Below are 13,738 nucleotides of genomic sequence, written 5' to 3' on the forward strand. Positions count from 1 at the left end.
ATCAAGTCACGCCAATACAGAGTTTCCGCCAAAAACTATCTTCATATTAGATTAACCTAGGCCGACCAGAGGTAAGTTTCACCAAAGCGTAGATGTCCGGCAATCGAACGAGGTACTCACCATGGCATTCGAAATTCTGGACCAGGGCATGATCGCCCGGCAGCCGTCGACCGGGCCGGACGCGGTCGCGGCCTGCTCCCGCTGCGTGGTCACCGGTGATGGCGGACTGGTCTGTTCCTTCGCCGTCCAGGAAGCCCTCGGCCAGAACGATTTCAAGCAGGTTATCGTACGCTCTGAAGACGGCGGCGGAACGTGGACAAAGCCGGCCTACCTGTGGCCCAACCTGCACGATGATTTCGCACACATCGGGTCAATCAGCCAGGCGCCGGACGGCACCTGCTTCATCACGGGCATACATATTCCAATCGACGAGCCCGGTGAATCGTTCTGGCGAGAAGAAACCCAGGGCATCAAGCAGAACGCCATGTTCTGGGCGTCGTCCGCGGACCAGGGCCTGACCTGGACCGATCCGACGCCCATCGTCCTGCCCGCCCCAGGTTCGGCCGAGGCGCCCGGTGCACTCACCGTGACGCGCGACGGGACCTGGATCTGCTGCTATTCGCCCTACAACACCTTTGATCCCGCCGTGGAAGTGGATCGTAACCGGGTGGTTTACCTGCGCAGCACCGATCAGGGCGCATCGTGGACCCACGGTACGATGTTGCGTTTCGACGATGCCGGATCGACGGCAGCCGAGGCCTGGGTCGTGGAACTGGCCGACGGGAGGCTCCTCGGCGCGTGCTGGCATATCGCGCCGCACGGCAAGCCGGATTATCCCAACGCCTACGCCCTCTCCCACGACGGGGGACTAACCTGGACGCCGACGCGATCCACGGGCACGCTGGGTCAGTCCATCTCGCTGACCGCCCTGGCGGATGGACGGGCGCTGATGGTATACAACCAGCGGCAGCACGGGGATCCCGGGATACGCCTCGCCGTCGCGCGGCCCACCGACGAAGATTTCGGCGTAGAAGCGGATGAACTCGTCTGGAAGGCCGAAGTCCGGACCCAGAGCGATACGTCCGGCGATCACGATGAATGGCAGGACTACTCCTTCGGCGAACCCGCGGTAACGGTGCTTCCGGGCGGCGCATTACTGGTCGTGTTCTGGCTCATCCAGCCCGATGTCCGGGGCATCGGCTACGTGAGGGTGAGGTAGCGCTTTGTCCGGCGCCCGGATCATGCTGGCTCCGCTGGTCGTCGCGCTGGTACGGCACGCCATCTTCGCGGTCGCCCTCCCCTGGCTGATCCTGTACCGCACCGCAGGCATGGAGGAGATGCGGTTCGATGCCGGCTTTCCGGCCGCCGGATCGGTGCTCTTCGTCCTGGGCGCGGCCCTATATATCCGCGCCTTCGCCGAACGGATTCGCATGGCGGCGATCGTTACCGCTGCCGCAGGAACCTTCGAGCCCGGGGGAGATGCCCGGCCGATGCCCGGGGGAGATGACCGGCCCATCTGGTCGACCGGCGTCCACGGCTGGTCCCGCAACCCCCTTCAGCTCGGTGTCATCCTCATCCTGGTCGGTGAGTGCCTGGCCTTCGAGTCGCTCGCGCTGCTCGTATACGCGGCGCTGTGCTGGACCGGGCTGACGCTGTACCTGGTCCTCGTCGAGGAGCCGGCCCTCAGTCGCGCCCTGGGCGACGAATACCTCCGCTACTGCCGCCAGGTTCCACGATGGTTGTTGCGTTTCCGGATCAGAAAACCGTCCTGATCGGCCAAAGCGGCCTGACTGGCCTGACCGGCCTGATTCTCCGAGCTGATTCCCCGAGCTGATTCCCCGAGCTGATTCTACCTACCTTTCCCAATTCGATCACTTCAGGCGTTCCCGGCCGGTCGAGTTCAGTCGAGTTCGAACAAGCAGAACTGCCAATATGGCATATCTGCCATTTTGTCAGGTTATATCAAACCTATTACCGGTTTTTCGACCGGTTGAGCAGACGATTTTGCTCGAAAACAGGTCGGAATCGCGATCATCGCGGCGGCATCGCGGCAGCATTGCGGCTGAAACGGCCATGGCACACGTTTTGCAATCTAAATGGCTTGGTATGCGATGAAGCAGCATGAAATCAGGGTAGAACAGGCGAGAAAGAACAGGCGAGGAGGAACCTCATGAGAACGGATAAACTGACGCAGAAATCGATGGAGGCGATCCAGGTTTCCCAGGAGATCGCCCGCGGCCGCAACCACAACCGGCTGGAGCCCGCGCACCTGGCGCTGGCGTTGCTTGAACAGGACGAAAGCCTGGCAACCATCCTGCTGGAAAGAGCGGGATCGGATCCGGCCCGGGTACGAGAAGGGCTGGAAGCGGCCCTGGACAAGCTGCCCAGGGTAACCGGCGACGGCGCATCGCTCTATGCCTCCGACGCTTTTCATCAGGCCATGGACCGGGCGCTGAAAGAGGCGCAGAAACTGAAAGACGAGTACATCAGCGTGGAGCATCTGCTCCTTGCCCTGCTGGAAGACGGCGGGGAGGTCAATCGCGTCATGAAGGAGGCCGGCGTACGACGCGAGGGGATCATGAAAGCCATGAAAGAGGTGCGCGGAAGCCAGCGTGTCACGAGCCAGACGCCGGAGTCCGGCTACCAGGCCCTGGAGAAGTTCAGCAGGGACCTGACCGACCTGGCCCGGGAGGGCGGACTCGATCCGGTCATCGGCCGGGACGAGGAGATCCGGCGGGTAATCAAGGTGCTTTCCCGGCGGACCAAGAACAATCCCGTGCTCATCGGCGAACCCGGCGTGGGGAAGACGGCCATCGTGGAAGGACTGGCCCAGAAGATCGTGGCCGAGGACGTCCCGGAATCCCTCAAGGGACGCAAGGTGATCAGCCTCGACATGGGCGCCATGCTGGCCGGGGCCAAGTTCCGCGGCGAATTCGAAGAGCGTTTCAAGGCCGTGCTGAAGGAAGTGGAGCAGGCCGCGGGCGACATCGTGCTGTTCATCGACGAGCTGCACACCATCGTCGGCGCGGGTGCCGCGGAAGGCGCCGTGGACGCGTCCAACATGCTCAAGCCGGCGCTGGCACGGGGGACCTTGCGCTGCGTGGGCGCGACGACCCTGGACGAATACCGCAAGCATATCGAGAAAGACGCCGCCCTGGAAAGGCGGTTCGCGCCCGTCTACGTCGGCGAGCCCTCCATCGAAGACACCGTGTCCATCCTGCGCGGGCTCAAGGAGCGTTACGAGATCCACCACGGCATTCGCATCCGGGACGGCGCCCTCGTCACGGCGGCGACCCTGGCGGAGCGATACATCAGCGACCGGTTTATGCCGGACAAGGCCATCGACCTGATCGACGAGGCCGCGGCGAACCTGCGCATGGAGATCGACAGCATGCCGGCCGAACTGGATGATCTGGAGAAGCAGATCCGCCAGCTCGAAATCGAGCGGGAAGCGGTAAAGCGCGAGCGCGACGGGGAGGAACGCCTCAAGCCCGTGGAAAGCAGGCTGGCCGACCTCGCAGCGCAGCGCAGCGTCCTGCGGGCCCACTGGCTCGCCGAGAAGGAACTGGTGAAGACGATCCAGGAAATCAAGGAACAGACCGAACAGCTGAAAATCGAAGCGGACCGGGCGCAGCGCACCGGCGATTACGAGCGGGTGGCCCGCATCCAGTACGGCGAGCAGCTGGAACTCGACCGCCGGCTCGAGGAGAAGAACCGGGCCCTCGCCGAACTCCAGCGGGAGCGCCGGATGCTGAAAGAGGAAGTGGACGAGGAGGACATCGCCCAGGTCGTCTCGAAGTGGACAGGCATCCCGGTGAGCCGCCTGGTCGAAGGCGAGGTCGAGAAGCTGGTCCAGATGGAATCCCGCTTGCACCAGCAGGTGGTGGGCCAGGATGAAGCGATCGTCGCCGTGTCCAACGCCGTCCGGCGGAACCGCGCCGGGCTGGGAGACGGCAACCGGCCCATCGGCTCCTTTCTTTTTCTCGGCCCCACGGGGGTGGGCAAGACCGAACTTGCCCGGGCCCTGGGCGAGTTTCTCTTCGACGACCGGGGCGCCATGGTGCGCGTCGACATGTCGGAGTACATGGAGCGGCATGCCGTCTCCCGGCTTATCGGAGCGCCCCCGGGTTACGTGGGTTACGAGGAAGGCGGGCAACTCACGGAAGCCGTGCGGCGCAGGCCCTACCAGATCGTGCTGCTGGACGAGATCGAAAAGGCGCACCCCGACGTCTTCAACATCCTGCTGCAGGTCCTCGACGACGGACGGCTCACGGACGGCCAGGGCCGCACGGTGGATTTCCGGAACACCGTGATCATCATGACCTCCAACATCGGGACGGAGCACATCGGCGGTCACGACGCGTCCCGGGACGAGCAGGTGCGATCGGACGTGATGCGCGCGATGCGGTCCCACTTCCGCCCCGAGTTCGTCAATCGGCTGGAGGAAATCATCATCTTCCATCCCCTCGACCGGGACCACATCCGGGACATCGTCCGTATCCAGCTCGAGGAACTGCAGGGACGGCTCTCGAAACAGGCCGGGTTGACGCTGGAACTGACCCCCGAGGCCGAGTCACTGCTTGCGGAAGAGGGCTATGAGCCCCAGTACGGCGCGCGGCCCCTCAAGCGGGTGATTCGCAAGTTCGTCGAGAACCCGCTGTCCATGGCGCTGATCGAGGGCAGGTTCCGGGAAGGCGACGCGATCCGCGTGATCCGCGAAGGCGACCGCCTGGACTTTATCCGGCAGGATGCGTCCGCGGCGGCGTGATGTCCGACCCGGCGTGATGTCCGACCCGTGGTACAATTGAATTGACGGCGAATGGCCGATTGTTCATCTTGATCGGTAAGTCCGTGCACTGAGGTGCTTTTGGGTTGGGCAACAGACCGGAGTCCGCGATGCGCCAGGCGCCGATTCTGCTGATAAGCGCGCTTCTGACGGTACCCGCGTGCGATGATACGGGTCCGGCCAAGCCGGTCCAACCGCTGATCGACCGGGAAGAACAGCAGGTTAAGGAGGAACTGAGAGACCGTTCGTTCCGTCAGTTCCAACCGTCCCGCGACGCGCCGGAACGAAAGGCCGTCGTACTCGATTTCTTCTCAAGCGGCGATCAGACGCTTGGTCTCTGGGCACAGTATTCCCTGAACGGCGTCGCACTGGCGGAATGGGAAGTCGGCGCGTCCGATTACCGGGTCGAGAAATCCGGATCCGAGTACAGACTCGTACCGATTGGTCCCCGCTCCTCCCGGACGCTGCCCACGTCCTGCGAAAACTGCATACCGGCATCCGGTCTGTCGATATCCGTAAGAAACCTCTTCGATGGCGGAAACCTGCAGTTCAAATTGAACAATTCCGGGAACAGGCTTCCCCCGCCCTTCCCCGTATTCGAAAACTGGACCACGTGGATTGAAGACGAATATCTCGATGGATAACTTCCCATGACCGGAAAAACACGCACGTTGTTCACGCGGTTCATGGGGGGCGATCCATCACCTCCACGCTTCATCGACCGCCGACCACAATGAACAGACGATCCTTTCTGCGAAAATCCGCCGGGGTGACCGGCGCGGGCGTCCTGGCGGGACTGGGCTCTCTGCGCGAGTCCGCCGTCGGCCAGGCGAACGACCCCTACGGCCCGTCCGGATCCATCACGGACGTCGAAGGGATCAAGGCCGGGCACTTCACCGACCCGCGGCGTCCGACGGGCTGCACGGTGATCATGGCCGAGGAAGGGGCCGTGGGCGGGGTAGACGTGCGAGGCGGCGCTCCCGGCACCCGGGAAACCGACCTGCTCGATCCCGTGAACATGGTGCAACGGGTCCACGCCATCGTCCTCTCCGGTGGCAGCGCCTTTGGCCTGGACACGGCCACGGGCGTGATGCGCTACCTCGAGGAACGCTCCATCGGTTTCAACGTGCGCATCGCCCGGGTCCCGATCGTCCCCGCCGCGATCCTCTTCGATCTCGGCATCGGCGGCAAACCGGAAATCCGCCCCGACGCGGAAGCCGGCTACCGGGCCTGCGAGGCCGCGACGCCGGATCCGGTCCCCGAGGGCAGCATCGGGGCGGGCGCCGGCGCCACCGTGGGCAAGATGTCCGTCGGCGCGCCGGGGACCCGCACGGCCATGAAGGGAGGCATCGGCAACGCCTGCTTCACCACGCCCGACGGGCTCAGGGTCGGCGCCATCGTTGCCGTGAACGCCGTGGGCGACGTGTACGATCCGGATACGGGCCGCGTGCTCGCCGGCGCCAGGATGCCGGATGGGTCCGGTTTCGTCCGCGTGGCCCGGCGGATTCGCGAGATCGGGTCGCTTCGCCTGGAGGCGCCGCCCGGGAATACGACCATCGGCGTCATCGTGACCAATGCCGGGCTGACTAAGACCCAGGCCAGCCGCATCGCCCAGGTCGGGCACGACGGGCTTGCCCGCGCCATCAACCCGGCCCACCTGCAGGCGGACGGGGACACCCTCTTCACCATTGCCACCGGGACCTGGGAGGGCGGCGTGAACCTCTCCCTGGTGTCCATCCTTGCGGCGGAAGCCGTCACGCGGGCCATCATCCGCGCCGTCGTCACGGCCGATGGCCTGCCCGGGTATCCCTCCTATTCGGACCTGAACGCGGGATGACGGCTAGCGCGACTGAAGCTCTATGTCCCCCTACGTAACCGCCCTCCTCGTTTATTCCATTTTCCTCATGGCGATCGGCTGGTGGACGTCGCGGTCGGTCCGCCGCGCCGAGGACTTCTTCGTGGCCGGCCGGCGGCTTTCCCCCGCGCTGCTGTTCGGCACGCTGCTGGCCGCCAACCTGGGCGCCGGTTCCACGGTGGGCGCCACGGGCCTCGGCTACACGCACGGAATTTCGGCGTGGTGGTGGGTCGGGTCCGCGGGCATCGGGAGCCTCATCCTGGGCCTGACCGTGGGACCCCGTATGTGGCGCGTGGCCAAGGAACAGAACCTGTACACGGTCGGGGATTACCTGGAGCACCGGTACAGCCGCGGCGTCCGGGGCCTCATCGCCGTGCTGCTGTGGTTCGGATCCCTTGCGATCCTGGCCGGACAGCTCATTCCGCTGGCATGGATCCTCAACCTCACGCTGGGCATCCCGAAGTACGTCGCCTGCCTGGCCGGCGGCGCCGTGGTGGTCGTGTACTTCACCTTCGGGGGGCTGACGTCCACCGCCCGGGTCAACATGGTCCAGCTGGTGGTAAAACTCTCCGGCTTCATCCTGGCCTTTCTCCTGATCGTATCGGGGGCCGGCCTCCTGTCCGGCGTAAGCGCGGCGCCCACTGGTTTTGAAAGCTGGTTCGGGGACGATCCTTCCCGCATCTGGGGCTACTTCATCGTCCTGGTGCCCGCGTTTATCATCTCGCCGGGGCTGCTGCAGAAGATCTACGGCGCCCGGGACGCCCGGGCGGTCCGGCAGGGCGTCTGCACGAACGCCGTCGCCCTGATGCTCTTCGCCTTCATTCCCGCGCTCCTCGGCATGGCGGCCTACCACGCCTTCCCGTCCCTGGATACGCCGGACCTCGCGCTGCCCCGCCTGTTGATGGATGCCCTTCCCTTCTGGATCGGCGGGCTGACGCTGGCCGCCGTGTTCTCGGCAGAGATCAGTTCGGCGGACGCCGTGCTCTTCATGCTGACGACGTCCCTGAGCCGGGACCTGTACCAGACCTATATCGAACCCGGCGCTTCCGAGCAGCGGATGCTGGCCGTCAGCCGGATAACGGCCGTGGGCGCGGGACTCGCGGGCGTGGTCCTGGCGGCCGTGCTGCCGGACGTCATCACCGCGCTGACCATCTTCTACAGCATACTGTCCGTGGCGCTCTTCGTACCTCTTATCGCGGGACTGTACTCCACCCGGCCGAACGCGAACGGCGCCCTGGCGACCATCGCCGGTTCCGTGCTGGTGATGATCCTCGTGCATCTGGGGTCGAACGGCGGCGGATTGGCCGGCATATCCCCGGCGACCTGGGGCATCGGAACGGCCGTTGTCATCATGGCGCTGCACATGCTGTATCGGCGCGGGACGCGACCTGCGGGATGACATTGGAACCTGCCGGATGACGTCAGTATCGACCAGGCAACGTGCAATGAAGCGACATAAGCACGACAGTACATCGACTAACCCAACGAAGGAGGAAAACATGCTCAACGACCTGAGGGGCGTAATCCCCCCGGCGACCACCCCATTCTCCCGGGACGGTGCCGTGGATCTCGGGGCCATGAAAGAACAGGTCAACTGGTTGATCGACCAGGGGGCGCACGGCATCGCGGTGGGCGGAAGCACCGGGGAGGGCCATACGATAGACGTCGATGAGTTCCGCGGTCTTGTCGACACGACCCTGGATGCGGCGGCCGGACGCGTACCGATCGTCGCCGGCATCATCGTCGACAGCACACGCGATGCGGTCCGGCGGGGGCAGGCCATCGCCGACCTCGACGTGGCGGCGCTCCAGGTGACCCCGGTCCACTACCTTTTCCGCCCGGACGACGATGCCATGCAGGAGCATTTCAGGGTGATGGGCGAGGAGGTGGATCAGCCCATCATCATCTACAACGTGGTGCCCTGGAGCTACCTGTCGCCGGAACTGCTCTGCCGGATCATGGACGAAGTGCCCGGTGTGGTCGGCGTCAAGCAGAGCGCCGGCGATTTGAAGCTGTTCGCCGACCTGATGATCATGGCCGACCCGGAACACCTGCTCTTCTGCGCCGTCGACGCCCTGATGTACTCGGCTTACACCCTGGGCGCACGCGGATCGATCGCGGCCATCCTGACGGCGGCGCCCCGGGCCTCGGTGGATGTATGGGACGCGGTACAGGCGGGCGATCACGCGCGGGCCCTTGATCTGCACCGAAAACTCCTGCGTCTCTGGAACGCCATGGCAGGGACGAACCTGCCGGCCTGTACCAAGCATGCCCAGACGTTGCAGGGCTGTCCCGGCAGGTTTCCCCGCGCCCCCATGCAGGAAGCGACCGACGAGCAGAAGAGGGGCATCGAGGAAGGCCTTGCGCTCCTGGGCGCGCTGGACGGTTAGACTGGACGGTTAGATCTGGCTGGCGCGAGTCGTATCGACTATGAGATCGGGCCGCCGCGCTAGAATACCTCGACAAGGATCGCCCTGGATGGAGGACACTTCAAGCATGTCCGCTTCGGATAGCATGCCTGCATCGGATAACACGTCCGCTTCGGACCCGACTCCCGTCCGCATTGAACCGGACCGGCTTGCCCGGATCATGGACCGTATCTTCGAACGCCTGGGCCTTGAAGGCGACGAAAGACGGGTGGTCGTCGAGCGGCTCATGGAGGCCTCGCTCTCCGGCTACCATTCCCACGGCGTCATGCGGATCACCATGTACACGGAGGGCATCCGCGCGGGCAACATGATCCCGGGCGCGTCGCTGGACGTCCTGGGTGAGACCGTCTCCACCGTGCACCTGGACGCCAACATGGGGATGGGCCCGTGGACGGCCACCGAGGCCATGAAGTTCGCCGTCGGCAAGGCCGAGGCGACGGGCGTCGGCTGCGCGAGCGTCGTGAACGCCAACGACATCGCCCGGCTTGGGGGATACGTGGAACAGCCGGCGAAAGACGGTTACATCGCGCTGCTAATGACCAACGACGCCGGGGGCAATCCCTGCGTGGCGCCGTGGGGCGCGACCTCGCCCCTGATGAGCACCAATCCCATGGCCGTCGGGATCCCCCGGGAAAGCGGCGACCCGGTCCTCATCGACATCTCCACGGGCGTTACGTCCGAGGGCGGGTTGAAGATGTTGCGCAACAAGGGCCAAGCGGTGCCCGACGGCTGGCTCATCGACGGCGAAGGGCGGACTACGACGGATGCTGAGGCCTATTTCGCAACGCCCAGACGGGCGGCGATCCTGCCGTTGGGCAGTCTCCTCGCGGGACACAAGGGCTTTGCGCTGAGCATACTGGTCGACGTGTTGACCGGCAGCCTGAGCGGCGCGGGCTGCAGCGGCCGGTCCCCGGAGGACCTCGACCAGAACGCCCTGTTCATCCTCGCCATCGACCCGGAGAAATTCGCTTCAAGGACCGCCTTCTCCACCGAAGTCGACCGGCTCGTGGAAAGTATCAAGGGCGCACGCAAGGCGCCGGGCGTAGACGAAATCCGGGTGCCCGGCGACGGCGCGCGCCGAGAGCGGGAGCGGCAACTGAAGCAGGGCATCGAAATCGATCCGCCCGTCTGGTCCGCCATCCAGGTCATCATGGACGAACTGGGCATCGGGCGAAACAGTGTGTAGCTCGGCTACTGTGTCGCGCCGCGGTCTTTATTTGCCGTGCAGCGGTCTCAGTTTCCGCGCCGTGACCTCTATGACCGCGGTCCCAGCTACTGCAAGCTCAATTACCGGTGTTCGCCACCCGGATCCCCAGGTAGCCCGTAATGCCCACGGTCCCGTAGCCCAGGATCTCCTCGTATTCCGCGTCCAATAGATTGTCGATCCGGCCGAACAGCTGAATGTTCGGCGTAATCTTCCAGTTGGCGGCGACATTCACGATCCCGTAACCGAACAGCGTAACCGGCGTCGCCGGCCAGGTGGAAAAGTCGTTGTCCCGCCGTTCCCCCGCGAACCGGTAACTCAGGTTCAGGTCGAACCCCGGCCGTACCCGCTGATCCAGCACGATCCCGCCGCTGTGCCGCGGACGCCGCAACAACTGCTCATCCGATTCGTGGTCCTTCGAATCGGTAAAGGTGTAGTAGGCCCGCAGGGATGTTCCCGCGCCCCCCGAATACCGGCCGGTCAACTCCACTCCCTTGCTCGTCGCCTTGAAGACGTTCTTGTAACTGGAGGTCGCGCTATCCCATCCGACCATGTTATCGTAGGTATTGTCGAAGTACGTCGCGCCGGCCGTAAGACGCTGGTCGGTCGTGTACTGTTCGATCCCCGCTTCCCAGCTCTTGCTCGTACCCGCCTGAAGCGTGGAATCACCGAAGGATGAATACAGCTGGAACAGTGAAGGCGCCTTGTAACCCGTACCGTAAGCGCCCTTAATCCTGGTCCCCGTCTCTTCGAAGAATACGTTTGGTGCGAGGTTGTAGGTGACTTCGGATCCGAACCGGTCGTGGTGATCGACCCGGATGCCCGCGGCAGCGAACAATGCGTCGCCATACTGCAGCATCTCCTGCAGGTATACGCCTGTCGTCCTCGCCGTCTGACGGTCGAACTTGCTCGAAAACGGCCCTTTTGATTGCGATTCTCCCTGTTCCGACTCGGTTTCGGCCCCGAACACGACGGTATTCCCCTCGGCGAGTAACAGCGTGTGCTGCCAGTCCACTTTGTGCAACCGTGCGTCGAACGTGGAATTCGCGGCCGTCTCCTGGTTGGCGTCCACCGGATTGTCGTCTTCTCTGCTGTGGTCGACCAGGCTGTAACCGAGGGTCTGCTTCCAACGCTGCGACCAATGCTCGAGGGTCGCGGAGGGCCGGACAAATAGTTGCCTGGATCTGTTTATCCGATTTGGATCGTCTCCATTGGGTCCGGTCCCGTTGTCGATATCAGCGCGACCGTCCGTGTACCGGACGTTGAGATCGACCGAAACGCCGGCGGAAGGCGTCGCCCCGAAACGGCCACCCAGCGTGGTATTCCGGTATCCGTCTTCTTCCATGTTCCCCTGGGCGTTCGACGAAATTCCCTTCGTGTTGAGGAACGAGCCATCCATTGCATACCGGTAGTCTGTTGTGCCCCCGCTCAATCCTGCCCGGCTTCGAATGGTACCCAGCGCGCCGCCCTCGATGGAGGCATCGATCTTCGGCGGACCGTCCCCCTGCTTCGTAATGATGTTCACTACGCCCGCGATGGCATCCGATCCGTAAAGCGTGCTCTGGGACCCGTAAAGCACCTCGATCCGCTCAACCTGGTCGACGGTCATATGCGCCGGACTGTAGCTGCGTCCCGGAGACATGGGGTCGTTCACTTCGACGCCGTCGATCAGAAACAGGGTGTAGGCCGATTCGGCGCCGCGAAGGAAAACTGACGCGTTCCTGCCCGGCCCGCCGTTCTGTGCCACGCTCAGCCCGCCCACATCGCGTAACAGGTCGGCGACCGTGTTCCGGCTGCTGCGTTCGATGTCTGCGGCGGTGATAACGGCGATCGAACTCGAGACCTGCCGCAAGGGGGTTTCGATCTTGTTGCCCGTTACGACTATGGTGTCCAGGATGTATCTGGGCGTCTGGTCCGCCGCATCCTGCGTATCCTGCGCATCCTGGGCGTAGCCTGGCATGGCGGAAAGCAGGATAAGACAGATCACGGATTTAAGTGTGCTTCGTAGGTATTTCATTTTGGCTCCTTACTTGGTGAATGGTTCGGCTTCGAGATCGACGACACAAATCGGGCTTTCCGGATACTGAATCAGGCTATCGTTACAAGGTGACCTCCTGTTAAACAAAAATCCCCGCACCTGAACGATGTCAGATACGGGGATGCCGTTTATCATCCTCGGAGCATGGCCCGCGCTATACCACGCCCCAGGATACTTAGCCGGAGCGACTACGCCGGATGGCCACGCTTTCCATTATCCATGTACACCGGACGACTTCAGTCCACGGAAGTGCCGATGAAAACTATGGCGCAGGTCGGTCTTCTGGCTTCCGGATCGTTCTACTCGCCGCGCCTTCCCATTCCTTTCGGAACAGTGGCTCAAGCCCATAAGGCTCATGATGCGGCTTTCGTCCCCGGTCACAGCGACGGGTCCGCGACGGATTCGCACCGTCTTCCCAACTTCTCACCTGCTACGGTCAATGTAGTGCCACCGTGACGGGAGATCAATCGAAAAGCGTGAATTGTCTTGAGGTATCCACCGCTCCGTGACTAATATCCCATGTACTGCAATACTGGAACTCAACCAGGTATATAGTTCGAACGGGACAAACACCATGACGGATAGCTTGAAAGTAGGCCTGCTGGGGGTCGGTTTCGATGCGAACTCGACCTTTCGACGCGGCCCGGCCGAGGCGCCGTCCGCGATAAGGGCTGCCCTTGGTTCGGCGTCCGGAAATCCCTACGCCGAGACCGGCGTGCGCGTGTGGCCAAGCGACAGCGTGCTCGACCACGGTGATCTCGAAGTGCCAAATGAGAAGGGCACGCGCGGACCCATCGATGCCATCGAGCGCGGGGTAAGCCGGGCACTGGGTGAAACACCGCGGCTCGTCGTCCTGGGCGGCGATCATACGGTTACCTATCCCGTGGTTCGCGCTTTCGCCGCACAGCACGGCCGGATCAGCCTGCTGCACTTCGACGCGCACCCGGACCTGTATCCCGACTTCGAAGGCAACCGCTATTCTCACGCCTGTCCCATGGCGCGCATCATGGAAGACGGACTCGTCGAACGGCTGATCCAGGTCGGTATACGCAGCTTCACCCCCGCGCAGCACGACGCGGCGAAGCGACACAACGTCGAGGTGATCCCGGCCTACTCGTCGGGACCGGTTCCGGCGCTGGCGTTCGATACGCCGGTCTACATCTCGATGGACGTCGATGCGCTCGACCCCGGTTTCGCGCCGGGCGTCTCCCATCCCGAGCCGGGCGGACTGAGCGTACGGCAGGTGCTCGAGGTCGTTGCGGCGATGCGTGCGCCCTACGTGGTCGGCGGCGATGTGGTCGAGCTCAATCCCAAGCTGGACCGAGACGGCGGGACGGCGATCGTCGCCGCTAAACTGGCCTGTGAACTACTGGGGCGCGTCATCCTCGATGGGCGGGCGGGTTGATCCTGCCGCGAGATAGAGCAT

The 13,738-nt window shown here is 63.8% G+C and carries 10 protein-coding genes and 1 riboswitch; of the genes, 9 read left to right on the top strand and 1 reads right to left on the bottom strand.

Annotated features, from left to right (window positions below; translation table 11 throughout):
- The first annotated feature begins 121 nt into the window (after window positions 1–121).
- The 8 genes from F4Y38_03130 (at window position 122) to F4Y38_03165 (ending at window position 10,256) form a co-directional block, all read left to right on the top strand.
- On the top strand, window positions 122–1,219 hold the full coding sequence (locus F4Y38_03130; GenBank protein ID MXY48275.1) for an exo-alpha-sialidase: 1,098 nt from the start codon (window positions 122–124) through the stop codon (window positions 1,217–1,219).
- A 22-nt stretch (window positions 1,220–1,241) separates the two neighbouring features.
- Window positions 1,242–1,772: an isoprenylcysteine carboxylmethyltransferase family protein gene (locus F4Y38_03135; GenBank protein ID MXY48276.1), complete on the top strand. Its 531-nt coding sequence runs from the start codon at window positions 1,242–1,244 to the stop codon at window positions 1,770–1,772.
- A gap of 398 nt (window positions 1,773–2,170) precedes the next feature.
- Entirely contained in the window at window positions 2,171–4,768 is a 2,598-nt protein-coding gene (clpB, locus tag F4Y38_03140; GenBank protein MXY48277.1) for an ATP-dependent chaperone ClpB, read from the top strand.
- Window positions 4,769–4,896: 128 nt separating this feature from the next.
- Window positions 4,897–5,430: a hypothetical protein gene (locus F4Y38_03145; GenBank protein MXY48278.1), complete on the top strand. Its 534-nt coding sequence runs from the start codon at window positions 4,897–4,899 to the stop codon at window positions 5,428–5,430.
- Window positions 5,431–5,519: 89 nt separating this feature from the next.
- On the top strand, window positions 5,520–6,623 hold the full coding sequence (locus tag F4Y38_03150) for a P1 family peptidase (protein ID MXY48279.1): 1,104 nt from the start codon (window positions 5,520–5,522) through the stop codon (window positions 6,621–6,623).
- A 22-nt stretch (window positions 6,624–6,645) separates the two neighbouring features.
- Window positions 6,646–8,040 (top strand): sodium:solute symporter family protein, encoded by a 1,395-nt coding sequence (locus F4Y38_03155; protein ID MXY48280.1) that lies wholly within the window; start codon window positions 6,646–6,648, stop codon window positions 8,038–8,040.
- Between the two features lie 100 nt (window positions 8,041–8,140).
- Complete coding sequence (locus F4Y38_03160) at window positions 8,141–9,031, top strand: dihydrodipicolinate synthase family protein (protein ID MXY48281.1); 891 nt, start codon at window positions 8,141–8,143, stop codon at window positions 9,029–9,031.
- A gap of 40 nt (window positions 9,032–9,071) precedes the next feature.
- Entirely contained in the window at window positions 9,072–10,256 is a 1,185-nt protein-coding gene (locus F4Y38_03165) for an Ldh family oxidoreductase (GenBank protein ID MXY48282.1), read from the top strand.
- Between the two features lie 97 nt (window positions 10,257–10,353).
- Here F4Y38_03165 and F4Y38_03170 read toward each other — a convergent pair whose 3' ends face one another.
- On the bottom strand, window positions 10,354–12,291 hold the full coding sequence (locus F4Y38_03170; GenBank protein ID MXY48283.1) for a TonB-dependent receptor: 1,938 nt from the start codon (window positions 12,289–12,291) through the stop codon (window positions 10,354–10,356).
- A 275-nt stretch (window positions 12,292–12,566) separates the two neighbouring features.
- Window positions 12,567–12,758, bottom strand: a riboswitch (cobalamin riboswitch).
- A gap of 128 nt (window positions 12,759–12,886) precedes the next feature.
- Here F4Y38_03170 and speB point away from each other — a divergent pair.
- Window positions 12,887–13,717 (top strand): agmatinase, encoded by an 831-nt coding sequence (speB, locus tag F4Y38_03175; GenBank protein MXY48284.1) that lies wholly within the window; start codon window positions 12,887–12,889, stop codon window positions 13,715–13,717.
- The last annotated feature ends 21 nt before the right edge of the window (window positions 13,718–13,738 follow it).

The sequence above is a fragment of the Gemmatimonadota bacterium genome (assembly GCA_009838645.1).
Taxonomy (GTDB): Bacteria; JAAXHH01; JAAXHH01; order JAAXHH01; family JAAXHH01; genus JAAXHH01.

Bases quoted from the DNA above. Each gene is read 5' to 3' on its own strand.
- F4Y38_03145 (MXY48278.1), top strand. From the start codon at position 4,897: ATGCGCCAGGCGCCGATTCTGCTGATAAGCGCGCTTCTGACGGTACCC.
- F4Y38_03150 (MXY48279.1), top strand. From the start codon at position 5,520: ATGAACAGACGATCCTTTCTGCGAAAATCCGCCGGGGTGACCGGCGCG.
- F4Y38_03135 (MXY48276.1), top strand. From the start codon at position 1,242: ATGCTGGCTCCGCTGGTCGTCGCGCTGGTACGGCACGCCATCTTCGCG.
- F4Y38_03170 (MXY48283.1), bottom strand. From the start codon at position 12,291: ATGAAATACCTACGAAGCACACTTAAATCCGTGATCTGTCTTATCCTG.
- F4Y38_03130 (MXY48275.1), top strand. From the start codon at position 122: ATGGCATTCGAAATTCTGGACCAGGGCATGATCGCCCGGCAGCCGTCG.
- F4Y38_03160 (MXY48281.1), top strand. From the start codon at position 8,141: ATGCTCAACGACCTGAGGGGCGTAATCCCCCCGGCGACCACCCCATTC.
- F4Y38_03165 (MXY48282.1), top strand. From the start codon at position 9,072: ATGAGATCGGGCCGCCGCGCTAGAATACCTCGACAAGGATCGCCCTGG.
- F4Y38_03155 (MXY48280.1), top strand. From the start codon at position 6,646: ATGTCCCCCTACGTAACCGCCCTCCTCGTTTATTCCATTTTCCTCATG.
- clpB (MXY48277.1), top strand. From the start codon at position 2,171: ATGAGAACGGATAAACTGACGCAGAAATCGATGGAGGCGATCCAGGTT.
- speB (MXY48284.1), top strand. From the start codon at position 12,887: ATGACGGATAGCTTGAAAGTAGGCCTGCTGGGGGTCGGTTTCGATGCG.